General features: G+C 63.8%; 19 protein-coding genes and 6 pseudogenes. 5 read left to right on the top strand and 20 right to left on the bottom strand.

Going from position 1 to position 23,839, the window contains the following annotated elements; translation table 11 throughout:
* Window positions 1–1,242 precede the first annotated feature (1,242 nt).
* The 5 genes and pseudogenes from ABIB66_RS38875 to ABIB66_RS38855 form a co-directional block, all read left to right on the top strand.
* On the top strand, window positions 1,243–2,589 hold the full coding sequence (locus ABIB66_RS38875; RefSeq protein WP_354258818.1) for a M16 family metallopeptidase: 1,347 nt from the start codon (window positions 1,243–1,245) through the stop codon (window positions 2,587–2,589).
* Window positions 2,586–3,939 (top strand): annotated as a pseudogene (locus ABIB66_RS38870) (M16 family metallopeptidase); the annotation flags it as partial. The gene ABIB66_RS38875 and the pseudogene ABIB66_RS38870, both read left to right, overlap by 4 nt.
* A 204-nt stretch (window positions 3,940–4,143) precedes the next feature.
* Window positions 4,144–5,534 (top strand): annotated as a pseudogene (locus tag ABIB66_RS38865) (M16 family metallopeptidase).
* A pseudogene (locus ABIB66_RS38860) lies at window positions 5,531–6,892 on the top strand (M16 family metallopeptidase). Before ABIB66_RS38865 ends, ABIB66_RS38860 begins: the two co-directional pseudogenes overlap by 4 nt.
* 221 nt (window positions 6,893–7,113) lie before the next feature.
* Window positions 7,114–7,320, top strand: a pseudogene (locus ABIB66_RS38855) (sigma-54-dependent Fis family transcriptional regulator); the annotation flags it as partial.
* 382 nt (window positions 7,321–7,702) lie between these two features.
* Here the strand turns inward: ABIB66_RS38855 and ABIB66_RS38850 are convergent.
* The 20 genes and pseudogenes from ABIB66_RS38850 to ABIB66_RS38755 all read right to left on the bottom strand — a co-directional run.
* A pseudogene (locus ABIB66_RS38850) lies at window positions 7,703–8,729 on the bottom strand (IS110 family RNA-guided transposase).
* A 75-nt stretch (window positions 8,730–8,804) separates the two neighbouring features.
* Window positions 8,805–9,011, bottom strand: coding sequence for a hypothetical protein (locus ABIB66_RS38845; RefSeq protein WP_354079489.1), 207 nt, complete (start codon window positions 9,009–9,011; stop codon window positions 8,805–8,807).
* Complete coding sequence (locus ABIB66_RS38840) at window positions 8,995–9,372, bottom strand: formyl transferase (protein WP_354258661.1); 378 nt, start codon at window positions 9,370–9,372, stop codon at window positions 8,995–8,997. Before ABIB66_RS38840 ends, ABIB66_RS38845 begins: the two co-directional genes overlap by 17 nt.
* A gap of 8 nt (window positions 9,373–9,380) precedes the next feature.
* The gene (hypE, locus tag ABIB66_RS38835) at window positions 9,381–10,421 is read right to left on the bottom strand and encodes a hydrogenase expression/formation protein HypE (protein WP_354079487.1); all 1,041 of its coding nucleotides are present in this window, start codon (window positions 10,419–10,421) and stop codon (window positions 9,381–9,383) included.
* Window positions 10,418–11,560 carry a hydrogenase formation protein HypD gene (gene hypD / locus ABIB66_RS38830; protein WP_354258658.1) on the bottom strand — a complete coding sequence of 381 codons (1,143 nt, stop codon included), beginning with the start codon at window positions 11,558–11,560 and terminating at the stop codon, window positions 10,418–10,420. The genes hypE and hypD overlap by 4 nt, the downstream gene beginning before the upstream one ends.
* Window positions 11,557–11,793, bottom strand: a complete 237-nt coding sequence (locus ABIB66_RS38825) for a HypC/HybG/HupF family hydrogenase formation chaperone (protein ID WP_354258655.1) — start codon at window positions 11,791–11,793, stop codon at window positions 11,557–11,559. The genes hypD and ABIB66_RS38825 overlap by 4 nt, the downstream gene beginning before the upstream one ends.
* On the bottom strand, window positions 11,793–14,045 hold the full coding sequence (hypF, locus tag ABIB66_RS38820) for a carbamoyltransferase HypF (RefSeq protein WP_354258815.1): 2,253 nt from the start codon (window positions 14,043–14,045) through the stop codon (window positions 11,793–11,795). Before hypF ends, ABIB66_RS38825 begins: the two co-directional genes overlap by 1 nt.
* A 2-nt stretch (window positions 14,046–14,047) precedes the next feature.
* Window positions 14,048–14,968 (bottom strand): hydrogenase nickel incorporation protein HypB, encoded by a 921-nt coding sequence (hypB, locus tag ABIB66_RS38815; RefSeq protein ID WP_354258652.1) that lies wholly within the window; start codon window positions 14,966–14,968, stop codon window positions 14,048–14,050.
* Complete coding sequence (gene hypA / locus ABIB66_RS38810) at window positions 14,968–15,309, bottom strand: hydrogenase maturation nickel metallochaperone HypA (protein WP_354258649.1); 342 nt, start codon at window positions 15,307–15,309, stop codon at window positions 14,968–14,970. Before hypA ends, hypB begins: the two co-directional genes overlap by 1 nt.
* The gene (locus ABIB66_RS38805; RefSeq protein ID WP_354258646.1) at window positions 15,302–16,396 is read right to left on the bottom strand and encodes a nickel-dependent hydrogenase large subunit; all 1,095 of its coding nucleotides are present in this window, start codon (window positions 16,394–16,396) and stop codon (window positions 15,302–15,304) included. The genes hypA and ABIB66_RS38805 overlap by 8 nt, the downstream gene beginning before the upstream one ends.
* The gene (hybE, locus tag ABIB66_RS38800) at window positions 16,393–16,920 is read right to left on the bottom strand and encodes a [NiFe]-hydrogenase assembly chaperone HybE (RefSeq protein ID WP_354258643.1); all 528 of its coding nucleotides are present in this window, start codon (window positions 16,918–16,920) and stop codon (window positions 16,393–16,395) included. Before hybE ends, ABIB66_RS38805 begins: the two co-directional genes overlap by 4 nt.
* A complete protein-coding gene (locus tag ABIB66_RS38795) occupies window positions 16,917–17,126 on the bottom strand; it encodes a rubredoxin (RefSeq protein WP_354258640.1) in 210 nt (69 codons plus the stop codon). Before ABIB66_RS38795 ends, hybE begins: the two co-directional genes overlap by 4 nt.
* Window positions 17,123–17,986, bottom strand: coding sequence for a hydrogenase expression/formation protein (locus tag ABIB66_RS38790; RefSeq protein ID WP_354258637.1), 864 nt, complete (start codon window positions 17,984–17,986; stop codon window positions 17,123–17,125). The genes ABIB66_RS38795 and ABIB66_RS38790 overlap by 4 nt, the downstream gene beginning before the upstream one ends.
* On the bottom strand, window positions 17,983–18,429 hold the full coding sequence (locus tag ABIB66_RS38785; RefSeq protein WP_354258634.1) for a thioredoxin domain-containing protein: 447 nt from the start codon (window positions 18,427–18,429) through the stop codon (window positions 17,983–17,985). The genes ABIB66_RS38790 and ABIB66_RS38785 overlap by 4 nt, the downstream gene beginning before the upstream one ends.
* 275 nt (window positions 18,430–18,704) lie before the next feature.
* A complete protein-coding gene (locus ABIB66_RS38780; RefSeq protein WP_148744597.1) occupies window positions 18,705–19,001 on the bottom strand; it encodes a HypC/HybG/HupF family hydrogenase formation chaperone in 297 nt (98 codons plus the stop codon).
* Window positions 19,002–19,027: 26 nt separating this feature from the next.
* On the bottom strand, window positions 19,028–19,609 hold the full coding sequence (locus tag ABIB66_RS38775; RefSeq protein WP_148744601.1) for a HyaD/HybD family hydrogenase maturation endopeptidase: 582 nt from the start codon (window positions 19,607–19,609) through the stop codon (window positions 19,028–19,030).
* A 14-nt stretch (window positions 19,610–19,623) separates the two neighbouring features.
* Window positions 19,624–20,361 carry a Ni/Fe-hydrogenase, b-type cytochrome subunit gene (cybH, locus tag ABIB66_RS38770; protein ID WP_354258631.1) on the bottom strand — a complete coding sequence of 246 codons (738 nt, stop codon included), beginning with the start codon at window positions 20,359–20,361 and terminating at the stop codon, window positions 19,624–19,626.
* A 9-nt stretch (window positions 20,362–20,370) separates the two neighbouring features.
* Entirely contained in the window at window positions 20,371–22,161 is a 1,791-nt protein-coding gene (locus ABIB66_RS38765) for a nickel-dependent hydrogenase large subunit (RefSeq protein ID WP_354258628.1), read from the bottom strand.
* Between the two features lie 29 nt (window positions 22,162–22,190).
* On the bottom strand, window positions 22,191–23,282 hold the full coding sequence (locus ABIB66_RS38760) for a hydrogenase small subunit (RefSeq protein ID WP_354258626.1): 1,092 nt from the start codon (window positions 23,280–23,282) through the stop codon (window positions 22,191–22,193).
* 198 nt (window positions 23,283–23,480) lie between these two features.
* Window positions 23,481–23,838: pseudogene (locus ABIB66_RS38755) on the bottom strand (nickel-dependent hydrogenase large subunit); the annotation flags it as partial.
* Between the last annotated feature and the right edge of the window lies 1 nt (window position 23,839).

The raw sequence follows: 23,839 nt of genomic DNA, 5'->3' as shown, positions 1-23,839 counted from the left end.
TATCGACCGAGGGGGTCCGCCATTGCGGCCTGAGCGACACCTCCCAGATTCGATCGCCCCCGTTCGGAGAGGATGGAACGCGGCTCTCGTGTCCACACTATTTCGATACCCTTATTGCATCAGACCAATCTGACGTCGAAGTCGGTGCAAATTATGACGCAGTAGGACTGATCGCTACGGATGACGCCGGGGCATTGTTTAATTATGGACAGCCGACGAAGAGCGCCACGCCAATGGGGTCATCCGCACCACAGAGCTGTCGCTAACGGATCCGAAACGGACCTTCGAGAGAGATTAAACATTCGATCACATGATTTTGGTCCATGGCTGACATCTCAAAGACGAATTCTCCCTGTTGGTTATGATCGCATTTGACGAGATGTGCACTTGCCGCGCGTATGCTGCAGAAAAGCCATTCTACGACGCCCTAGGAACAACGCGTTTGTTGATTGCTAGAGGTGATTGCCGACGAGGCGGTTCGCCGGCTGAACGCTATCAACGTGATCCGCGACCACATTGGCGAAGTGGGCCCATTCTCGACAACCTAATTCGCGTTACCGAGACATCTACGTTATTCCGGCGCCTTGTCCTACACTATTTCGGCGGAGTGCACTCCAAGCAGCTGCTTGCCAACGTCCGTCTGGCGATCACGAGAAATATTGCGAAGCCACTCACGGCGCAGAGGGAGAGTGAGCCATCAGCCGAGTTGAGTGCAATGCCGTGGCATCCGCTGCGCAGAAATTTGCGCTCCAGCGAACAGGCAATCGTTCACCGCCCGCCCGAGTTGGACCGTCGGTACGACGCCGTGCGTCAGACGTTTCGATGGGTGAGCGTCCCTATGCGTGTAACAGCGAGACAGGCGAAATTGGAGTCGGCGGTGTAATCGCCGCTCGGTCTGTCGTTTGCTGCAAGTTGCCATTCTGCCAGTCGGCGCCAAGTTATGGTGCGCTTTCGTGCGCAATGTCGTGTTCACGACATGCCGGCGGTTGACCGTTGGCCAGTACGTGCGCCCCACGTTTTGTTCTGCGCCCAGTTGGCGCGTAGCGTGGCCGTGCGCAGGCCGCCAGGCAGTTGGCCCCGTCTTTGCTCAGTTGCTTGCCAAACGGTGTGCGGCCTCCCGCTTTTGTAGGGATTGTCTGTCACAGAACGTGGCTCTCTATGGAACGAAAAGGCGATGCGATGAAGAACAGGAAATCGGTAACCGCCAAGGTGGGAAGCACCGCGGCTGGTGCCTTCGATTTGATGACGCGCACCGCACTGGCTGTCGAAACGTATGATAGCGCGGATGACATTAATCAAGGGAGCGTCGTTGCCCGGGACACAGTCAGGTCGGATCGACCAGCCAGCTTCACGCTTCAGAACGGCCTGCAGGTCGTGGTGATTGCGGATCATCGGACCCCCGTTGCGACTCAGATGATCTGGTATAAGGTCGGCTCCGCCGACGAGCCACCCGGCAAATCGGGGCTTGCGCATTTCCTCGAACACTTGATGTTCAAGGGCACATCCAAACATCTCTCCAAGACCGTGCTGCAGGGCAGCTTCACCGGGACCGACCATACCAGCTATTTCCAGCAGGTGCCGCGCGAGCAGGTCGGTAAGATGATGGAATTTGAAGCCGACCGCATGACCGGTCTCATCCTCAAAGAGGAGAACGTGCTGTCGGAGCGCGACGTGGTGCTGGAGGAATGCGATTTCTTCGCCAACAGGCCGAATCCGCAGCTCGCCCAGCAGATGATGGCGGCGCTTTACCTCAACCATCCCTACGGCCGCCCTGTGATCGGCTGGCGTCAGGAAATCGAAAAGCTCGACCGCGAGGACGTGCTCGCCTTCTACAAGCGTTTTTATGCGCCGAACAACGCCATCCTGATGATCACCGGTGACGTCGACGCAAATGATATCCGCCCGATGGTGGAGAAGAATTATGGCCACATCCCCCCGCAACCATCAATTCCCGCGGAACGCCTGCGACCGCAGGAGCCGACGCCGGCCGCGCCGCGTACCGTGACGCTGACCGATCCCCGCGTCGAGCAGCCAGCCTTGCGCCGTTATTATCTCGTGCCGTCGGCTCACCCCGCGGCCGCCGGCGACAGTCCAGTGCTTGATGTTCTCGCGGGATTGATGGGTCGCGGCGCCAACTCACATCTTTATCGCGCGCTGGTGATCGACAAGCAGATCGCGATCAGGGCGGGGACGTTCTACAACAGTATCTCGCTCGACCCTTCGTGCTTCAAGATTTCTGCGATCCCGAAGCCCGGCGTTGGGTTCGGGGAGATTGAGTGCGCCATCGACGATGTGATAGCCGATATGGCGCACATGTGCGCGCGCGCCGAGGATCTCGAGCGGGTCAAGACGCAGCTGATTGCGCGAGCAACCTACGCCCACAGCCAAGAAGTGCTTGCGACCTGCTACGGTGCTAGGCTCACGACCGGACTCAGCATCGACGAAATCCGAGGCTGGCAGGACGGCATCCGCGCCGTCACCGCCGACCAGGTGCGCGCGGCCGCTGGGAAATGGCTCGACAAGAAACGCTCCGTGACCGGCTATCTCATGAGAGAATCAACGCGGAACCACCAGGAGAAGCGATCATGACCTATTCCTTCACACGTCGTGCGGGCTTCGCCGGCGGAGCCTCGCTCTCGACTGCGATGCACGCCTCGCCACGTTCACTTTCCGCGGCCGGAACGCGTGGCGCGACCAAGATCCAGCGCCTGGTGTCATCTTGCGGTATAGTAGCCTGGTTCGTGCAGGACGCCACTGTCCCGTTGATTGCGATGGAATACGCATTCGGCGGCGGCGCGACCCAAGACTCCCCCGATAAACCCGGCGTCGGCTACATGGTTTCTGGCCTACTCAGTGAAGGCGAACTGGTTTCCAGACCTTTCATGAGCGGCTCGACCGTCGCGCGATTGAGGTGAACTTTGAATCGACCCGCGATCATTTTCGCGGTGCCTTGTGCACGCTCGAACACAACAGGAACGAGGCCTTCGACCTGCTACGGATCTCGACGCGGCCGATGTCGAACGGATTCGTGCCAGCATGCTTGCGAGCCTTCGGCAAGACCCGACCGATCCCTCGTCCCTCGCCAAGCGCAAATTCCTCGAAGTCGCCTTTAACGATCATCCTTATGCTCGGGAGGCCAGAGGCACGATCGAGAGCGTGCCAAAGATCGAGGTCGCGGATCTCAAGGGCTACGTCCGACGCGTGATAGCAAAAGACACGCTCAAGATCGCGGTGGTTGGCGACGTCGATCCAGAGGCCCTGTGCAAATTGCTCGACAGGACTTTTGGCGGCCTGCCGGCCATGGCGGAGTTGACGCCGGTGCCCGACGTGGTCGCAGCAACACCGCCGAAGCGCGTCTTCATTCCGCTCGATGTGCCCCAGACCGTTGTGACCTTCGGCGGTCCCGGCGTCCGCCGCAGCGAGCCCGATTTCATGGCGGCCTATGTCGTCAACCACATCCTCGGCGGCCCCGGTCTGACGTCGCGGCTGTTCCGCGAAGTCCGCGAGAAGCGCGGGCTGGCCTATTCGGTCCATGAGCGCTTGGTCTGGATGGATCATTCCGCCATGTTTGTCGGCCATAGCGGCACCCGCGCCGATCGCGCTGACGAGATGGTCGAACAGATCGAGAATCAAGCCCGCCGAATCGCGGAGGAAGGACCGACCCAGCAGGAACTCGACGATGCAAAGTCTTACCTGAGCGGCTCACAGATGCTGGCCCTCAACACTTCCTCGAAGTTTGCGCGAACGCTGCTGCAGCATCAGCTTGATAAGCTGCCGATCGACTATGTTAAACAGCATAACGCCGTCGTCGATGCAGGGACGTCGGAGGACGCCAAGAGGGCCGCACAGCGGCTGTGGGGCCAGGGTCTGCTCACCATTGTCGTCGGCCGCTCTCCAATGGGCGCAGCCAGGTCGACCACTGTGTCATCGGCCGCGACTTCCTCACCGGGCGCCGAGCAGCTAAGCGTCCCGCCATCGCCAAAATGCCGGCCAAACCCAATTAGTTTGGGCAACGCCCGCAGAGCTTCGCGCCTCGCTCTCCGCTCCGCCCCTTGGGTGAGAACTGGAGAGTGGTGGCCGTGCGCATAGAAATCGAGCTCAAATACTCCCCGACCGCATGTTCGGGCTTCCATAAGGATCATCATGATGCTCTCGAAGCGAGCGACCGCCCTTTTTGTTGCCGCACTTGTTTGCACGACCTCGCTGTCAAGCAGCGGCCTCCGCGCCCAGACTACGGTTACCTCCGAGGGCCCCGCCAGCTTCACGCTCGACAACGGCCTGCAGGTTGTGGTGATCCCCGATCACCGCTCGCCTGTCGTGACGCAGATGATCTGGTACAAGGTCGGCTCCGCCGACGAGACGCCGGGCAAATCCGGGCTCGCGCATTTCCTCGAGCATCTGATGTTCAAGGGCACCGTCAAGCACCCGGCCGGCGAGTTCTTGCAGACCGTGCAGCGGGTCGGCGGCGACCAGAACGCCTTCACCTCGGTCGACTACACTGGCTACTACCAGCGCGTGCCGCGCGAGCAGCTTTTTGCCATGATGGAGTTCGAGGCCGACCGCATGACCGGCCTCATCCTCAAGGACGAGGACGTGATGCCCGAGCGTGACGTCGTGCTGGAAGAATACAACGTGAGCGTCGCCAACGATCCGGACGGACGGCTGGCCGAGCAGATCATGGCCGCGCTTTATCTCAACCGTCCCTACGGCCGCCCGGTGATCGGCTGGCACCAGGAGATCGAAAAGCTCGACCGCGAGGACGCGCTCGCCTTCTACCGCCGCTTCTACGCGCCGAACAACGCGATCCTGGTGATCGCCGGCGATGTCGAGGCCGCCGACGTGCGCCCGCTGGTCGAACGCAATTTCGGCCCGATCCCGGCCCTGCCCGCGATCCCCGCGCGGCGCATCCGCCCGCAGGAGCCTGAGCCGGCGGCACCGCGCACCGTCACGCTGTCCGACCCGCGCGTCGAACAGCCGAGCCTTCGCCGCCTTTACCTGGTGCCCTCGGCGACGACGGCTGCGGCCGGCGAGAGTGCCGCGCTCGACGTGCTGGCGCAGTTGATGGGCAGCGGCAACAACTCCTATCTCTACCGCGCGCTGGTGATCGACAGGGGTCTCGCGATCAGCGCCGGCGCTGGCTACCGGCGCACGGCGATCGACCCCTCGCAGTTCTCAATCTCGGTGACCCAAAGCAAGGCGTCGAGTTCGCGCCGATCGAGGAGGCGATCGACAAGGTGATCGCCGACCTCGCGCAGAATACCGCACGGGCCGAGGACCTCGAGCGGGTCAAGACCCAGCTCATTGCTGAAGCGATCTACGCCCAGGACGATCAGGGGAGGCTGGCGTGGTGGTATGGCGAAGCCCTGACCACCGGTCTCAGCATCGACGATATCAGGAGCCGGCCGGACCGTATCCGTGCCGTCACCGGCGAACAGGTGCGCGCTGCCGTGGCCAAATGGCTCGACAAGAAGCGATCGGTGACCGGCCATCTGATCAAGGATACTGCGCCGAAACATAAGGAGAAGCGCTCGTGACCTATTCCCTCACCCGCCGCGCGGCGCTGATCGGCGGCGCCTGCGCCGCGATGCCGACGGTGTCATCCGCGCCCGCGCAGGCTGCGGCCAAAATCTAGCGGCTGGTGTCGCCCGGCGCCATCGAAGCGTGGTTCGTGCAGGACGCGACCGTGCCCCTGATCGCGATCAAATATGCGTTCAGCGGCGGCGCGAGCCAGGATCCGGCCGGCAAGCCCGGCGTCGGCAATCTGGTCGCCGACCTGCTTGACGAAGGCTCAGGCAATCTCGATTCTAAGACCTACCATGAGCGGCTCGACCGCCGGGCCATCAAGTTGGGCTTCTCCGCGACGCGCGATCACTTCCGCGGCTCGCTTCGCATGCTCAAGGACAACAAGGACGAAGCGTAAGACCTGTTGCGGATGGCGCTGACCTCCGCGCGGTTCGAGCCGGCCGATGTCGAACGCATCCGCGCCCACGTGATCTCCACCCTGCGCCGAGAATCGACCAATCCGTCCTCGCTGGCCTACCGCAAGTTCCTCGAAGTCGCGTTTGGCGATCATCCCTATGGCAGGCCGGACACCGGCACGCTGGACAGCGTACCGAAAATCGAGATCGCCGACCTGAAGGATTATGGGCGCCGGATCCTCGCCAAGGATACGCTACGCATCGTCGTGGTCGGCGACGTCGATCCCGACACGCTCGGCAAGCTGCTCGACAAGACCTTCGGCACCCTGCCGGCCAAGGCTGAACTGACGCCGATCCCCGATGTTGTGGCGGCCAAGCCGCCGCAGCGCGCCTTCATCCCGCTCGACGTGCCGCAGACCGTCGTCACCTTCGGCGGACCCGGCATCAACAGGCACGACCCGGATTTCATGGCGGCCGATGTGGTGAACCACATTCTCGCCGGCGGCATGTCGTCGCGTCTCTTCAACGAAGTGCGCAAAAAGCGTGGGCTGCCCTATTCGATTTCTGAAGCGCTGCTCTGGATGGATCACTCCGCGCTGTTCATCGGCAACACCGGCACCCGCGCCGATCGCGCCGGCGAGACCGTCGATGCGGTCGAGACGGAAATCCGCCGCATCGCCGAGGAGGGCCCGACGCAAAAGGAGCTCGACGAGGCCAAGTCTTACCTCAAGGGCTCGCAGGTGCTGGCGCTGGACACCTCCTCCAATCTAGCGCAGACGTTGTTGCAGTATCAGCTCGACAAGCTGCCGATCGACTATATCGAGAAGCGCAACACCATCGTCGACGCGGTGACGCTTGACGACACCAGGCGGGTCGCAAAGAAGCTCTGGGGCGACGGCCTGCTCACCGTAATTGTCGGCCGCGACCCGCAGGCGGCCGCCCAGGCGACAGCGGCGACCCCGAAGTCGAACTGACGTTCCTAGGCGCACCTCCGTTGCGGTTTATCCCTGTCCCTAACGCCTTCCCCGCGAGGGGCCAAAAGGGCGGACATGAACGGGGTGCGCACCTCACAGGGCGTTGCAGATGACTCCGAGGTCATTGGGATCAGTAAGGGGCGCATTGGCGGACGAACTCCCTGCCGCCTCCCTCCCCCTTTGACGACCCTTTGACGGGATCCCCGAAGGAGATTGTCCTAATCACCAAGCCCTGGCAGCCGGACCAACTGGTCGAAACCCTCAAGGAGGCGGTTTAGCTCTATCGGCTGCAGAAGGAGACCGAGACCGCCGACGTCGACGTCAAGGCGACCTCGGGGCACATCAAGAAGGTCGTCTCGGTCAAGCGCGGAGTGGCCAAGCAGCTCTACGATTTCGACCGCATCGTGCATTCGACGGAAAGCCCGATGCATGTCAATCGGTCCTTTTAATTGCGGTTTGTTGTCAAGCTACCATTCTTCCTCTCTCCAGTGACACGCCGATAGCGATTGCTCCGTCGGAGCTGGTCAGGTTGCGGAGAGGGAGCGATCGCGGATGGCGAGACGATTGCTTAGCGGGATTGGCAATCGACGTCGTTGGCGGCTTCGTCGGGTTGGGTCGATATCGTAGCTGGGGTCATGGTCCTTTCCGAGATCGCGAGCGCCTCATCATGGTGTCCCGATCGGGCGCCTCAACGGTTGCAGCGGAGTGCGGGCGAACCGCCACCAGCCGATTGACCGAGGTCACTACGACCACCGTCCCAGCAGGACATCGCCAGTCCGGCGGACCGGACCAGGAACTTGCGAGCAAATCCTAGATGGGCTTCGGCTGGCCCCAGTCGAACGATGTGCCATCGACCCAGATGCAGTGGAGAATCACGGCGATCTTTCGGGCGATGGCGACCTTTGCCTTCTTCATGCCGATCCGCTTGGCGAGCTTCATGCCCCAGGCCTTTAGAGAAGACCACTTTTTGGTTCGATAAAGAAGGACAGTGGCGGCCTCGAACAAGTAAGTTCGGAGAAGCCGGTCGCCCCATCGAGATATCTTTCCGTTGGTGTCGGTTTCGCCGGATTGGCTACGCCTCGGCGTTAGGCTGAGGTAGGCGCCGACCCTCGAAGCCGATCGGAAGCGCGAGGGGTCATCGATCGTGTGGCGGAACGTTAGGGCCGTCACGACACCGACCCCCGGGACCGTCATCAGGCGACGCGTCGTCTCGTCCAGCTTTGCCAACCGGCGGACCTCGTTGTCGAACTTACCTTGTTGTTGACAAACGTTCTCATGGATCGCGAGCAGCGGCGATATCACGCTGAGAAGCAAATGATCGACGCAAGAGTTCGCCGACCTGGTCGCGGAACTGTTGGCCGATCGCGCGAGGGAATAGCAATCCACATTCCTTGATCAAGCTGCGAACCTGGTTCTCGATGTCTCGGCGCACGGACACTAGCCGAGATCTGGCGACAAGGATCGCGCGGATCTTCTGGCTTTCCTCACTTTTGACTTTTACCGCTCGATACTATCCAACCCGCACCAGTTCGGCAAGCCCTCGCGCATCATTCTGATCGCTCTTGTTCATTCGGACCGACAAAGCTGCGTGCGCATGCCGAGCGTCGATGCAGACCACCGGAAGCTCAACCCTGCGGAGTTCATGCCATAGCCAACTCGCCATCGCACCGGTCTCGAAGCCGATACGCTCGGCATGAGGCGCATGTTTGTTAAGCAGGTCAGTCAAGGCACCAGGATTAGACCTGGCTTTCCCTTCGAATATTACTTGACCGGTCTCGTTGACAACGCACACAGCGGTTTCTCTCTGTGAGACGTCCAGCCCGACATACTGCTTCATGGGAGCTCCTTCGAATCATTTGATTGCGAGGGCTCAACGATAACGGAGGTTGTCTGCCACGAGCGCCGACCGCAATTACGTCATCGTGTTCAAATATTGCAAGCCGAATGACACCGGGTCGAGCTCATCGCCGAGCTTGTCCGCGCGCAGCAATGCGGGTGTGTCCATCGGCTGCGGGGCAGACCGTCCGGATTCGATCGCCGCGACGGCTTCGAGCACCGCCGCAACCGCGCAGGACGTCACCTCATTGCGGTAGATGCTGGACTTAGGCGCGCGCCGCATCGGGAAGCTGCGGAACGCCCAGACCGAACCGCCGTCGAACTCGCCATCCGCCTGCAAGACCGTGACGCCCCACTCGCTTGCACCGTCCAGAATCGCCCAGTCGAGCGCCGCCGGACCGCGATCGCCGGGCGGACCGGGATGGACGACCAGGCACCGCAGGCTGCGCCAGACGCCGTTGGGAAATCGCCTGCTTCAGGAACGGCGCGATCACAAGATCCGGCCGATGCAGCGCCAAGCTCTCGCGCGTGACCTCGGCATGGATGTCGAGCTCGACCGCGACATCGTGGCCTCGATCCCTGAGCTCGACATGCAGCCGCTGCGTCAGGCCGTTGAAGGAATGCGACAGGAGCAGGATGCGCATGATTTGCCTCAACAGATTCTCGGCAATTGCTCGCCCGACGGCCAGTCGACGATCCGCCCGCCGCCGAAGCTCGTGGCCATCTGCACGAAATGATGATCGTCGGCCACGGCCTCGCCGATGTCGGCGGCGTCGCGGCCAAGCGGATGCGCCCGCATCGCGGCCAGCACTGGAGCAGCATTTTCGGGCGCCACGATCGCGACCAGCTTGCCCTCATTGGCGACATGGAGCGGATCGAGCCCGAGCAGCTCGCACGCTGCCGCGACGCCCGGCTTGACCGGGATCGCCTCCTCGCGAAGATGGAAGCCGAGGTCGGACTGCTGGGCGATCTCGTTCAGCGTGGCGGCAAGCCCGCCGCGGGTGGGATCGCGCATCAGGCGGATGCCGCGGCCACCGGCTTCGACCATCTTCGCGACGAGATCGTTCAGCGCCGCCGAATCCGAGACGATCTCGGTCTCAAAGGCGAGATTCTGCCGCTTCGACATGATCGCCACGCCGTGATCGCCGAGCGTGCCCGAGATCAGAACGCGATCGCCGACGCGGGCATTCTCCGCCGAGAGATCGAGCCCGTGGGGCACGACCCCAACGCCGGCGGTCGAGATGAACAGGCCGTCGGCCTTGCCGCGCTCGACCACCTTGGTGTCGCCGGTGACGATGTGAACGCCGGCCGTGCGCGCAGCCTCGCCCATCGATTCCGCGATCATCTTGAGGTCCGCGAAGCGGAAGCCTTCCTCGATGATAAAGCTTGCAGAGAGGTAGAGCGGGTGTGCACCGGCCATGGCGATATCGTTGACGGTGCCGTGCACTGCAAGCGAGCCGATATTGCCGCCGGGGAAGAACAGCGGCGAGACCACATAGCCGTCGGTCGTCATCACCATGCGCCCGGCACTAACGTCGAATGCCGACTGGTCGTTGCCGCGCGCCAGCCATTCATTGCCGAAGGCCTCGTGGAACAGACCCGAGATCAACTGCGCCATGGCCCGGCCGCCCGAGCCGTGGGACAGGTCGACGCAGCCGTTCCTGATGTCGAGCTTGCGCTGGTAGGCCTTCATGACACGCGCCTTTGCTGGTGGTCGCGGAAGCGGCCATAGGTCCAGTGTGCGGCGCAGGCGCCTTCGGAGGAGACCATGCAGGAGCCCATGGGCGTCTCCGGCGTGCAGACGGCGCCGAACAGCTTGCAGTCGACCGGCTTCTTCACGCCGCGCAGGATGGTGCCGCATTCGCAGGCGGGATTGTCGTCGACGGGCAGCTCGTGCATGTCGAAGCGCACCTCGGCGTCGTATATGGCGTAAGTGCGCTTCAGCTTCAGCCCGCTATAGGGAACCTGACCGAGCCCCCGCCATTCGAACTGATCGCGCAGCTCGAAGATGTCGGAGACCTCCCCCTTGGCGCGCAGATTGCCGTCGCGGTTCACCGCGCGGCTGTACTGGTTCTCGACCTCGTGCCTATCCTCGTTGACCTGCCGCACCAGCATCAGGATTGCCTGCATCATGTCGAGCGGCTCGAAGCCCGCGATCACCACGGGCTTGCCGAACTCCTCGGCAAAGAACTCGTAAGGGGCCGTGCCGATGATTGTCGAGACATGGGCCGGCCCGACGAAACCGTCGATCTCGACCCGGCCGATGTTGCGGATGTCGGGACTTTCCAGGATGTTCTGCATCGCCGGCGGCGTCAGCACGTGGTTGCAGAATACGGTGAAGTTTTCGAGCTGCTTCTTCTCCGCCAGCCGGATCATGACTGCAGTCGGCGGCGTCGTGGTCTCGAAGCCGATGGCGAAGAACACGACCTCGCGTCCGGGATTGTCCTCGGCGATCCGGATCGCGTCGATGGTGGAATAGACCATGCGGATGTCGGCGCCGCGCGCCTTCGCCTTCAACAGCGATGCGCCCTGCGAGCCGGGAACGCGCATCAGGTCGCCATAGACGCACAGGATGACGTCCGGCCGCTCGGCGAGCCGGATCGCCATGTCGATGCGTCCACCCGGCAGCACGCACACCGGACAGCCGGGGCCGTGGATCATCCGCACGGTCTTCGGCAGCATGTCCTCGAGGCCGTAACGCGAGATCGCGTGGGTATGGCCGCCGCAGAATTCCATGAAGCGATAGAGCTTTTGCGGATCGGCTTCCGCGCGGATCGCTTTCGCAAGCCCGAGCGCGATCTCCTTGTCGCGAAACTCGTCGGCATATTTCATGGCGCGGCTCCCTGCCCCCCGGCGCTAAGCTCGCGCAGCAGCTCGAGCGTCCGCATTGCCTCCTCCGGATCGATCTTCGTCAAGGCATAGCCGACATGGATGATCACATAGTCGCCGAGGGCGAGATTCTCGATCAAGGCGACCGATATCTCCTTGCTCACGCCGTCGATCGAGACGATCGCCATCTCGTCGGGCAGGAGCTTCGTGACCTCAGCAGGTATCGCGAGACACATCAGGCGGTTCCTTCCAGGCCGTACTGTTCGAGTTGGAGCGCGGCGATCCAGGCCTGGCCGAGGCTGAGACCGCCGTCATTGGGCGGCACTTGCCGCGGCAGCAGCGGCAAGAGACCGGCGGCGATACAGCCGCGCTCGATCTCGCAACTGAGGATCGCGTTGAGAAAGCAGCCGCCGCTCAGGGCGACGGTCGTGACGCCGGTCTCGCGCGCCGCACGGGCGATCCAGTCGACGCAGGCAGCGGCGAGCGTGCCATGGAACAGCCCGGCCCCCTCGACCGGATCGATGCCCTCGGCTGCAAGGCGCGCAAGCAACGGATACAGGGACAGCACCCCATCCTCGATCGTCCAGCCGTCTTTCATGGAGCGCGGCGCGCGAACCCGCGCCTCCAGTTCCATCGCGGCTTCGCCCTCATAGCTCTGCACCTGGCAGAGACCGAGCAGCCCCGCCGCCGCGTCGAACAGCCGGCCGGCGCTGGTCGTCACCGGTACGCCCGGCTGGTCGAGCAAGGCATGGAGACGCGCAGCCTGCGGCTGCGCTGCAAACCGGGTCGCGATCACGTTGCCGCGGGCCAAGCCATGCAATGCGCTTGCAGCCATGCGCCACGGCTCGCGCGCGGCGCGATCGCCGCCCGCCATCTTCATCGGCGCCAGATGGCCGAGCCGCCGGAACTGCGCGCGCTCGCACAGCAGGAGCTCGCCCCCCCAATTGCCGCCGTCGCTGCCCTGGCCAAAGCCGTCGAGCACCAGTGCCAACGCAGATCCCGCGAGGCCATGCTCCGCCATCACGGAGGCGGCATGGGCATGATGGTGCTGGACTGCGATCAGCCGCCGCCCGCTCGCTTCGGCGAAGCGGGTCGAGGCTATGTTCGGGTGCAGATCGTGGGCGATAACCGCCGGCTCGACGTCCAGGGTCGACAGCAGGTGGCCGATGGTTTCCTCGAAGACACGGACGCCTTCGGCGGTGTCGAGGTCGCCGACGTGCTGGGAAACGAAGGCCTCGCTGCCGCGCGTGACCGTCACGGTCGACTTCAACGCGCCGCCGACCGCAAGGATCGGCGGCACCGGTCGCGCCAGCCGAACCGGCTCCGGCACGTAGCCGCGGGCACGGCGGATGAATTGCGTCCGGCCGGCGACGACGGCCGCCACGGAATCGTCGGCGCGGGTGACGATGTCGCGATCATGGCTGACGATGAGGTCGGCGATGCCGGCAAGCCGCAGCTCGGCCTCGCGATTGTCGGTCAGAAGCGGCTCGCCGCCGGGATTGGCGCTGGTGGCGACGATCGCCCAGCTCTCGCCGGCGAGCGGATACGCCGCATCCAGCGCCTCGAAGATCAAATGATGGAGCGGAGTGACCGGCAGCGCAATGCCGATCCGCGCCAGCTCCGGCGCGATCGCCGGCGAGAGCCGATGGCGCGATGTCATCAGCACGATCGGCCGCGGCGACGTCTCGAGCAAGGCGAGCTCGGCAGCATCGGCGTCGGCGATGCCGGCGACCGCGTCCACCGAGCCGACCATGACGGCAAACGGTTTCTGGTCGCGCTGCTTGCGCTGGCGCAGGCGCTGCACGGCTGCCTCGTCCCGGGCATCGCAGACAAGCTGATAACCGCCGAGCCCCTTGACTGCGACGATCTTGCCTGCGGCGATCGCGGCAGCGATGTCCTCGATACCGTGGCTGAGCCGCGGGCCGCATTGCGGGCAGGCGATCGCTTCGGCATGGAAGCGGCGGCTCTCGGGATCGGCATAGTCGCCCGCACAGGCCTTGCACATCGCAAAGCGCTTCATGGCCGTGGTCGCGCGGTCGTAAGGAAGCCGCTCGGCAATCGTATAGCGCGGACCACAATGGGTGCAGTTGACGAAGGGGTAGCGATAGAACCGGCCGGCTGGATCGAACAGCTCGCTCAGGCATTTTGGACAGGTCGCGGCATCGGCGACGATGCGTGTCGACACCCTGCCCTGGTCGCTCGCGCGGATATAAAACCCTTCGCTCGCCACCGCCCCGACCGGCTGCACCGAGATCTCGTCGATCCGGGCGAGCGGCGGCTTTTCCAGCGGCAGTGCCCTGACGAAGTCCGACGCGAGCTCGCCCTCGACCTCGATGACGACGCCATGGGAATCGTTAGCGACGAAGCCGCCGAGGCGGTAGCGCGTGGCGAGGCCGTAGACATAGGGGCGAAAGCCGACGCCCTGTACCGCGCCGCGCACGTGCAGGCGCAGCCGCCGTCCGTCCCGCGCCGCGGCCTCGCCGCCCATCGTCACTCCGCCGCCGTCATCGCGGCAGGCGTCGTCGCCGCCATCCACTTGCGGATCCAGGCAAAGAACGTCGCAAAGCCTTCGCCGGTGCGCGCCGACACCGTCAGCACGTCGATCTTCGGGTTGACCCGGCGCGCATAGTCGATGGTCTTCGCCAGATCGAAATCGAGCACGGGCGCGAGATCGATCTTGTTGATCAGCATCAGCGATGAGGCTGCGAACATGTCGGGGTATTTCAGCGGCTTGTCCTCGCCCTCGGTGGTCGAGAACACCACGATCTTGCAGGTCTCGCCGAGATCGAACGCCGCCGGGCAAACCAGGTTGCCGACATTCTCGATGAAGAGCAGGCCGCCGTTCAGCCAGGGCAGCCGGTCATAGGCCTCGCCGACCATGGCGGCGTCGAGGTGACAGCCCTTGCCGGTATTGACCTGGATCGCCGGCACGCCGGTCGCGCGAATGCGCTCGGCATCGTTGGAGGTCTGCTGGTCGCCTTCGATCACGCCGATCGCAAAGCTTGCCTTCAGCTCGGACAGGGCGCGGACCAGCAGCGAGGTCTTGCCGGCGCCGGGGCTGGAGACCAGGTTGAAGGCGAGCACGCCGTCGGCCGCGAAGCGGGCGCGGTTGTCGGCCGCAAACCGGTTGTTCTTGTCGAGGATGTCGCGCTCGACCTGGATGATGCGGTCGCTGCTGATGCCGGCGATCTTCTGGCCCGCGGGATTGGCGCCGCAGTCGAGCAGCCCGGCCTCATCGGGGGCGTGGTCGTGGGCACCACCGTGGTGATGGTGGTGACCGTGGTCGTGACCATGACCGCGGTCATGATGATGGTGCCCTCCGTGCTCATGGCCATCGCCGTGATCATGATGATGACCATGCGCATCATCGATCGATGCCTTGTCGTCGCTGCAGCCGCAGACCGTACACATCAGTCGACCTCCAATTCCCTTACGCGCAATTCTTCGCCGCCCGTCACCTGCAATTGGTAGCCGCCGCAGGACGGGCACAGCTCGTAATACTGCCCGATCTCAACGGTTTTGGAACAGGCCATGCACCAAGCCGTGCCGGGCGTCTCGACGATCTCGAGCCGCGCGCCTTGCGCGATGGTCCGCGCGGCCACGGCCTCGAAGCAGAATTTCAGCGCCTCCGGCACGACATGGCTCAGCGCACCGATCTCCAGACAGACGACGTTCACCTTGGTGAAAGCGCGCTTGCGCGCTTCCTCCTCGACGATACCGACGATGCCTTCGCACAGCGCCATCTCATGCATGGCCGGCCTCGCGAAATTGCAGGCTGAAGCCGACGCAGGGATCGAAGGAGCCGACCAGCGCGCGAACCGCGTCCTGTCCCTGCCGGCCGGTCGCGAGCGTCGCGCCCTTGAGGCTCCTGACCAGCGGTCCGCGGAGGTGAAAATTCCACTCGGTCGGTGCCAGGAATTCGAAGTTGACGACGCGATCCTCGTCGTCCAGTGCGACGGCGTGATGAAGGCGCCCGCGTGCGCATTCGACCGCGGCTGCCCCCTTGCCCGCGCCGAGCCGGTAGCTCGCGACGACGCCTTCATCAAGATCCGCATCGCCACGATCGAGCCAGGCGCAGAGCCGCGCGACCTCGGCAATCCGCGCCTTCAGACGCGCGGCGGAGCCCGCTTCCGCCGCCGAGACCGCTTCACGGCGTGCCCTGCGCGCCCAGACGCCGGTTTCCGGAATCCGGCCGCAGAGGTCCGGTGCATCGGAATAGGCCGCACCGTCCGCCAGCAGACGCGTGACGATGTCCAAATCGTCCGCCACCGTCAGGAAGGATGGATCGGCCTCCGGCTCTGACACCAGCTTGCCGTGGCATCCCGCGACGGAGGCGGCGAGCGGGCTGCCCGGCGCGAGTGTCTCGTCTTCTTCGCCGGCGATCCCCATCGCGCCGAGCGCGGCCTTGATCTGCACCACGGCGTTGCGATGCAAGGCCGGCGGGACGACCTCGTCCGCGCCCCAAAGCAGCGCGCTTGCCTGCATTACGGCGCGCACCGCCGGAGCGTTTGTGCCATCGAGCGCGAGCCGTCCGACGAACAGGCCGCGCAGCAGTTCGGTCAGCCGCTCGACGACGACTGCGGTGACGCGGCGCCGCACCGTTGCGGGAGCCGCCTCCCGCCCTTGCGCGGCTTCCACCGCCGACTGGAACGCCACGTGATGGGCGATCGAGCACAGCGAGAACAGACGCGGCAGCACCGGAAGCAGCGAAGCCGCGGGCTTTCCCGCAAACAGCCGCGTCAGCGGCGGCCGGTTGCGCGGCTTGATCGCGACGTCGGCGATCGTGGCGCCGGACAACAGCACCGTAATATCGATCTCGTTGCGGAACGAGAGACTCATCCGTGCCGCTCCATCAAGACACCCCGCAGGAAGTTACGCCGATCGATCGGGCTTGTCTCGGGCTCGCGGCGGCGAACCGCCTCCTCGCTGTCCGCCAGCAGCATCAATTCGGCAAGCGCGGCTTCGGCCGTCGCTCGCGCGGCATCCATGTCGGCGAATTGGAACATCGGCGAGAACAGCGAGCAGCTCGCGTTCCGGCCGATCCGGGCGATCTCGCTGAGGGTGAATTCGATATCGCCCGCGGGAAAACGCATTCGCACGGTCGCGCGCGAGGTGGCTGGCGTCACCGCGCCCGCCGGCATCGCCACGTTCATGAACCACGGCGTGACCATGATGCCGACGATCGTGCCGTTGAAGGGACGGAAACCGACCGCCTCGATGCCGAGCGCATCGTTGTAGATGGATAGATCGCGCATCGCGCGCTCGCCGATCTCCCGGTAGCTTGCGGCCAGAAGCTCGCCCCACGCCGCGGCGTCGGCGTCGCCGGCAGGACCTGACGCACTCGCTGGCGCGCGGCCTGTCATGTTTCGATCGCCATGAACTTGGACTTTGGCGCGTCGCAATTCGGGCAGTGCCACTCCTCCGGCAGCGCCGCGAACGGCGTGCCCGGCGCGATCTGCGCTACCTCATCGCCATCCGCCGGATCGTAGACGGTCCAGCAGATGCCGCATTCCAGCCGCGTGACGTCGGCGACGTCCTTGCGCACGCCAATATTCTCGAAGGCGCTCATTTGAAGTAGGCCTCGATGATTTCCTGCAGCCGCTCGGCGGAATCCTCGAAATCCTCGTCCGCTGCCAGCGCAACCGTCGGCACGCCGCCGACTTCGAGCGTATCGAGAATGATAGTGTCCATGGCGTTGAAGAACTGCACCGACCAGACATTGCGGATGCCGGTGGAGAGCGCCCGGCAGGTGCCGTAGCCGCGCGACACGAGCTGAATCGGTCCGTTCCGGATCGTGTCCCGCAGGAAGCTCATGTCGGCCGGGCTCATCGGCAGCAGCGTGAAATTGATGATCTGCGAGCGAATGCCGGGCCGCCAGGCCTGTGCCCGCTCGCGGATTTCGGCGAGCACCGGCAGCACGTTCATGGCGCCCTCCGGCACCTGCCCGATCTCGAAATCGGCGGATGTCAGGTCGGCAGCCGCACGCTTGACGATCTCGGGAACCGCGCCGATCTCGAGATATTCGGAAGTGGCGTCGGTCGCGAGCCGCACAAGCCAAATTCCCGCCAGCACCGATTCCTGGATCTGCGCCAGCGATCCGTCCGGCAGCGCGACGACGCCGGCGACCTCGCCTTCGCCGAGCACGTCGGACACCAGCTTGCTCTCGAGATCGTTGAGATTGGCCAGCCGAAACAGTCTTGTCGGCGCGTTCGCCTTTTGATCCGCGATGGCATCCGCGATCCTCGAGAGCAGCGCGACCGCGTTCGGGCAGCTCTTTGCAAGCTCCGCACTGTCGAGCGTTGCAAGCTTTGCGAGCGCGCCGGCCGCCGTCAGGCTGCCCTTCGCTGCATTGAGACACTCGTCGCCGATCGGAAACACGCTGACTGGTTGCTCGGCGCTTTCGGGCGCATCCCAGAAGCCGACCTTCATAGCCCGACCTCTTGTGCGCGATGCTGGGGAACGATGGTGAGGGCGACTGCGGCGCCTTGCCCGCGCGGCCGGTTGATCAGCTTGGTGATGCGGTCGGCATAGACCGACCAGTCCTGGATCTTGGCGATCAACCCCAGCGTCTTGCCGTTGGCGACGAAGATCAGCGTCGGCTGCACCCGCACCTCAAAGCGCTCGCCGAGCACACGCTCAGCGTCGCGTGCGATGATCGCACCGCGCAGCCGATTACCGAACGCTGCGATAAGCTCGGGCAGCACCACGGCGAGATCGATTGCCTCCGGAAAGCGGTTGGGATCGCCCGCCGACAGCAGCACCGCGACCGCACCGGCCTCGTCCGCTCCGCCAAGAAAATGATCGACCGTCGCAGCATCGACCTCGGGCAGACCACTCCGCGCCAGATCATGCTTTCCTACCTGGAATTCCATCGAACCTCTCCTGACAAGCTTGTGTTTTTGCCAAACTAGAGGTTAGCAAGCCACGTGCCAGGATCGGTTATCACATGTCCGGATTTATCCCATTGATCCAGATCATGTATTTCTTGGCGCCGATTGTAAGCTAAGCTTCAATGGAAAGATGCTTGCCATATCTGGTGAGAGCTGTCTTTGCGGGTAGAAATCGACCTTCCAGGCCCACAGCGGCCGCCGAGGCCGGCCGGTCACTGATGTCGTCAACGCATCAAACGGGAGAAGCAGCGGCGATCTTAGTCGGACCGCAGGTGCTCGGGTAGTTGCGGCTCGCGGTCGATGAGGTCGGCGAAGAAGCGGTCGCAATCCTCGCCGTCGAGCGCCGCGCTGAGACCTTCGATCGCATTCGCGATCAGGCGTGCCTCGTCCTCGTCCAGGAGCCGGATCGCGGTGTCGATATAGACCAGCACCTTGGCGCCGACCGGAGGATTCGAGAGCAGCAGCACAGAGACGGGGCGCTGCTCGCCGCGATACGCGCACAGCGCCGAGATCCCGTCGGTCTCGACAATCGTCATGGGCAGGCCGAGGCACATGGGCAAATCTCCGGCAGTGTGGCCGATCAGGCCGGCCGCGTCTCGTAATGGAGATGATCGATGTCATTGGCGAGCAGCCGCTCGATATCTGCCAATGGCTCGGCGCGTTGGCTCACCGTGAGGCCCCATTCGGCCAGGATGGCGCAAGCGAGATTGATCGCGGGCGCGATCTGGTCGCGCACCGGCGGCGTCAGCGGCCCGCCCCAGTCTTCGAGATCGAGCGGCTGGCAGCCGATCAGCACCAGATGTTTCGGGCAGCGGCCGAGCAGGTCGGCCGCGCTGATGACTTCCTGGAAGCCGGTCTGGTGCAGGCTCATCTTCTTGGCGCCGGTGAAACGCGGCACCTCGTCGTCACGCACAAGCTTCAACTGGCCGGGCTCGAGGCCATAGTCGATCGCGTCGAACACGATCAGGCGGTCCGCCTCTTCCAGATAGTTGACGAGATAGAGCCCCTGCGTGCCGCCATCGAGAATGGTGACATTGTCGGGTACGGCGTAGCGGCGGTGGAATTCCTCCACCGCCCGGACGCCGAACCCTTCATCGGCCCACAGTATATTGCCGATGCCGAGCACCAGGATGCGATCGTCTTGCGAGAATGTCGGCTTCACTTGGCGTTCCCGTTTCAGTCGCGGAATTGCCGTTCGCCCGAGATCATCGAGGAGATGATGCTCTGGCGCGACATGATGTCTTCGCGGATCGCGGTGTAAATGTGCACCATCACGAACACGACCAGCGCCCACATGCCGAGATGATGCCGGGTGTGCACGTCCTGGCTGTTCGGCCAGATCGCAAACACCCAGCCGAACAGCTTATGCTGCCAGCTATCGATGCCGGTGCCTTCCGAATAGAGCGCAAACCCGGTGACGATCATGAAGGCCACGAACAGCGTGAATCCCGTGAACATCGCAATCTGCGCCAGAGGATTATGGCCAACATACATCTTCGGCTCGCGCTCCAGGAACGCGTACCAGCGGATTTCGTGCAGCACTTCCTCCCAGAACTGCTTGCGGTGAACCGGGATGTAGAAGATCTGCCGAGACTGGTGGTTCCCGACGAAAGCCCACAGGATGCGCGTGAGGAAGAATACCGCGAGCACCTGCCCGGCGGCGAAATGGGCGAAGCGGATGTAGCCCATCACGAAATTGTCGGACGCCTCGCCCGCGACCGTCGGCAACGGCGTTCCGATCAGATAGCCGGTCACCATAAGCACGATAATCGAGAACGCGTTCACCCAGTGACAGATCCGTACCGGCGCTTCGTAGACATAGACGCTGGGACGACCCACCGCACGTTCTCCGGAAGCATCGGCTGCGATCGCCGCGAGGTCGGGCCCGGCGTCCGAGGCAGCTGCATCCATCATGATCCTCTCCTACCTGACCTTGACCTTGGCGAGCTCCTGGCCGTCCGGGCTCATGACGTGCGTCGAACAGGCCAAGCACGGATCGAAGGAATGGATGGTGCGCAGGATCTCCAGCGGCTGCTCGGGATTGACCATCGGCGTGTTCATCAGCGACGCCTCGAAGGCGCCAATATTTCCCTTGGGGTCGCGCGGCGAGCCGTTCCAAGTCGTCGGCACCACGCACTGGTAGTTGTCGATCTTGGTGTCCTTGATCTTGACCCAGTGCGCGAGCGCGCCGCGCGGCGCCTCGGTGAAGCCGACTCCCTTGGCCTCCTTCGGCCAGCTCTCCGGCTTCCACTTGTCGACATTGGCGGTCGAGCTGTCGCCGGCCTTGATGTTGGCGACGAGCTTGTCCTGGAAGTAGCGCATCTGGCGTCCGGCCCAGACGGATTCGAGCGCACGCGCCGCCGTGCGGCCGAGCGTCGAGAACAGCGCCGAGATCGGCAGGTTCAGATCCCGAAGGAACTTGTCGACGGGATCCTTGAACTCCGCCTTGGTCTGCGCGTAGCCGACGACCCAGCGCGCCAGCGGGCCGACCTCCATGGCGTGACCGCGCCAGCGCGGCGCCTTGATCCAGGAGTACTTGCCGCCTTCGTCGAGCTGCTCGATCGCCGTCTTGGTGCCCTTCGCGTTGGGTCCCAACACGTAATTCGGCTCGGTGACGCCGTCCCAGGGATGAAGTCCCTTGGTCTCGTCGGGATATTTGTACCAGGAGTGCACCACGAACTCCTGGATCTCGTCGGGATTGGCGTGGTCGACCGGAAGCACCTCGGACAGGTTGCCGTTGATAATGGCGCCGCGCGGCAGCTTCAGGCTCTTGGCGGAATAGTCGTTGGCATGTTCTGGCACATCGCCATACGAGAGCACGCTCTGGCTCGAAAGGCCACCGCCATAGAGCCAATCCTTGTAGAATGAGCCGATCGCCGCCACGTCGGGCAGATAGACCATTTCGTTGAACTCGATCAGACGGTCGATGATCGAGGAGATCAGGTTCAGCCGTTCCATGTTGATGGCGCCGACAGCGCCGGTGCCGTCGACATTGATCGGACAGGGCACGCCGCCGACGAGCCAGTTAGGATGCGGGTTCTTGCCGCCGAAGATGGTGTGAATTTTGACGATCTCCTTCTGGAAATCGAGCGCCTCCAGATAATGCGCCACCGCCATCAGATTGGCTTCGGGCGGCAGCCTGTAGGCCTTGCTGCCCCAATAGCCATTCTTGAACGGACCGAGCTGTCCGGACTCGACGAACTTCTTCAGCCGGGTCTGCAGATCCTTGAAGTAGCCGGGCGACGACAGCGGCCAGCTCGAGATCGACTGCGCTAGCGTCGACGTCGCCCGCGGATCGGCCGAGAGCGCGGAGACCACGTCGACCCAGTCCAGCGCGTGAAGGTGATAAAAATGGACGACGTGGTCGTGCACCTGCAGGGCAAGCTGCATCAGGTTGCGGATCGAATTGGCGTTCTGCGGGATGGTGATTCCGAGCGCGTTCTCGACCGCGCGCACCGAAGTCAGCGCGTGCGTGCCGGTGCAGACTCCGCAGATCCGTTCGGTGAACGCCCAGGCGTCGCGCGGATCGCGGTTCTTCAGGATCACCTCGATGCCGCGCCACATCGTGCCAGTGGAGACCGCGTTGCGGATGACGTTGTCGGCGTCGACATTGACCTCGACCCGCATGTGACCTTCGATACGTGTCACGGGGTCCACGACGATGCGCTTGCCGGAATTGTCGAGATTGAAGCCGTTGGGAGTCTCGATACCCATGATTGTCCTGCCCTGCTGTGTCTTTTCGATCAGCTATTGTGGTCGGCGTCTTCGCGCTTGGTGGCGAGCCGCTTGACAGCGGTCACAGCCGCATGCGCAGCCACTGCGGCACCGACGGCGCCGGCCGCCACCATGCCGATCTGATCGGCGTTCTTCTCGATGCCGAACTGCTTAATGTTGGTGAGACGGTCGTAGAACGAGCCCTTGTCCCAGAAGCCGTCCTCCGAGCAGCCGATGCAGCCGTGACCCGACTGGATCGGGAAGGACACGCCGCCGTTCCAGCGCACGGTCGAGCAGGCGTTGTAGGTGGTCGGCCCCTTGCAGCCCATCTTGTAGAGGCAATAGCCCTTGCGCGCGGCCTCGTCGTCCCACTCCTCGACGAACTGCCCCGCGTCGAAATGCGGGCGCCGGTAGCACTTGTCATGAATGCGCTGCGAGTAGAACATCTTCGGTCGGCCCTGGCGATCGAGCTCGGGCAGCTTGCCGAAGGTGGTGATGAAGGTGACGACGCCGGTCATCACCTCGGCGATCGGGGGGCATCCCGGCACCTTGATGATGGGCTTGTTGGTGATCACCTTGTCGATCGGAGTAGCCTGTGTCGGATTGGGCTTTGCCGCCTGCACGCAGCCCCAGGAGGCGCAGGCGCCCCAGGCGATGATTGCCATCGCGTCCTCGGCCATCATCTTCAGCTTCTCGACGAACGGCTTGCCGCCGTCGATGCAGAACATCCCGCCTTCGTTCAGCGGCGGATTGCCTTCCACCGCGAGGATATACTGGCCTTTGTGCTTGGCGCGGGTCTCCTCGAGGATGGCTTCGGCCTGGTGGCCCGCAGCCGCCATGATGGTGTCGTCGTAGTCGAGCGAGATCATCGACAGCACCGCATCCTTGACCAGCGGGTGCGCGGAGCGGATGAAGCTCTCCGAACAGCAGGTGCATTCGAGGCCGTGCATCCAGATCACGGGCACGCGCGGCTTAGTCTCGAGCGCGTTCGCGATGCGGCTCGCCGCCAGCGGTCCGAGGCCGAGGCTCGTCGCCGTCAGGCTGCAGAATTTATGAAAGCACCGACGCGTGATGCCTTGGCGCCTGATCACGTTGTAAAACGTTTCCGTCGCCGCGCCCATGAATGCTCCCGCCTTCGGCTTTGACTTTTCGATGACGCAAAGGTTAGCAAGAAGCAGGCCAACAGCCTGGAGAGATTCAAAAGTGGAGAGATTCCATAACGTTGCGAATTTGAACCACTTTCATGAACGGTACGCGAGGACACTGCCAACACGAGAAGAGGAAACAATTCGATTTGCAGCCGGCAACGAAGTTTCCGGTCAATGCGCGGTGCACACCATGCAGGGCTCGAACGAGCGCACGATGTGCTGGATCGCAACCGCACGCGGGCCGGCGTCGCCGACATCAGTGCCGACCAGCGCCCGCTCCAGCGGGCCGCCGACGTCGAAGGAATCGCGCGGCGAAAAATTCCAGGTGGTCGGCGCGATGATCTGGAAGCGCTCTATCTTGCCGTCGCGCACTGCCATCCAGTGCCCGAGACTGCCGCGGGCGGCCTCGACCAACCCGACATAGCTTCCGTCGGGGAGCTCGCGCGATTTGTCAGAACGGTTCCGACAGCCGCAGCGCGCGCGTCCACTGCTCCATGGCAAGCGCGATGCGCGCGGTCTCGATCAGCCGA

It is taken from the genome of Bradyrhizobium sp. F1.13.3, from assembly GCF_040548265.1.
In the GTDB taxonomy this organism is placed as follows: Bacteria; Pseudomonadota; Alphaproteobacteria; order Rhizobiales; family Xanthobacteraceae; genus Bradyrhizobium.
Note: the sequence above shows the minus strand (reverse complement) of the source record. Positions and strands in the feature narration are given on the sequence as shown.

Excerpts from the sequence above, each read along its gene's own strand:
- hypA (WP_354258649.1), bottom strand. The coding sequence starts at position 15,309 with ATGCATGAGATGGCGCTGTGCGAAGGCATCGTCGGTATCGTCGAGGAG.
- ABIB66_RS38845 (WP_354079489.1), bottom strand. The coding sequence starts at position 9,011 with ATGCGGCGCGCGCCTAAGTCCAGCATCTACCGCAATGAGGTGACGTCC.
- hybE (WP_354258643.1), bottom strand. The coding sequence starts at position 16,920 with ATGACAGGCCGCGCGCCAGCGAGTGCGTCAGGTCCTGCCGGCGACGCC.
- hypE (WP_354079487.1), bottom strand. The coding sequence starts at position 10,421 with ATGAAGGCCTACCAGCGCAAGCTCGACATCAGGAACGGCTGCGTCGAC.
- hypF (WP_354258815.1), bottom strand. The coding sequence starts at position 14,045 with ATGGGCGGCGAGGCCGCGGCGCGGGACGGACGGCGGCTGCGCCTGCAC.
- ABIB66_RS38805 (WP_354258646.1), bottom strand. The coding sequence starts at position 16,396 with ATGAGTCTCTCGTTCCGCAACGAGATCGATATTACGGTGCTGTTGTCC.
- cybH (WP_354258631.1), bottom strand. The coding sequence starts at position 20,361 with ATGATGGATGCAGCTGCCTCGGACGCCGGGCCCGACCTCGCGGCGATC.
- ABIB66_RS38875 (WP_354258818.1), top strand. The coding sequence starts at position 1,243 with ATGACGCGCACCGCACTGGCTGTCGAAACGTATGATAGCGCGGATGAC.
- ABIB66_RS38785 (WP_354258634.1), bottom strand. The coding sequence starts at position 18,429 with ATGGAATTCCAGGTAGGAAAGCATGATCTGGCGCGGAGTGGTCTGCCC.
- hypB (WP_354258652.1), bottom strand. The coding sequence starts at position 14,968 with ATGTGTACGGTCTGCGGCTGCAGCGACGACAAGGCATCGATCGATGAT.
- ABIB66_RS38840 (WP_354258661.1), bottom strand. The coding sequence starts at position 9,372 with ATGCGCATCCTGCTCCTGTCGCATTCCTTCAACGGCCTGACGCAGCGG.
- ABIB66_RS38760 (WP_354258626.1), bottom strand. The coding sequence starts at position 23,282 with ATGGGCGCGGCGACGGAAACGTTTTACAACGTGATCAGGCGCCAAGGC.
- hypD (WP_354258658.1), bottom strand. The coding sequence starts at position 11,560 with ATGAAATATGCCGACGAGTTTCGCGACAAGGAGATCGCGCTCGGGCTT.
- ABIB66_RS38790 (WP_354258637.1), bottom strand. The coding sequence starts at position 17,986 with ATGAAGGTCGGCTTCTGGGATGCGCCCGAAAGCGCCGAGCAACCAGTC.
- ABIB66_RS38765 (WP_354258628.1), bottom strand. The coding sequence starts at position 22,161 with ATGGGTATCGAGACTCCCAACGGCTTCAATCTCGACAATTCCGGCAAG.
- ABIB66_RS38780 (WP_148744597.1), bottom strand. The coding sequence starts at position 19,001 with ATGTGCCTCGGCCTGCCCATGACGATTGTCGAGACCGACGGGATCTCG.
- ABIB66_RS38825 (WP_354258655.1), bottom strand. The coding sequence starts at position 11,793 with ATGTGTCTCGCGATACCTGCTGAGGTCACGAAGCTCCTGCCCGACGAG.
- ABIB66_RS38795 (WP_354258640.1), bottom strand. The coding sequence starts at position 17,126 with ATGAGCGCCTTCGAGAATATTGGCGTGCGCAAGGACGTCGCCGACGTC.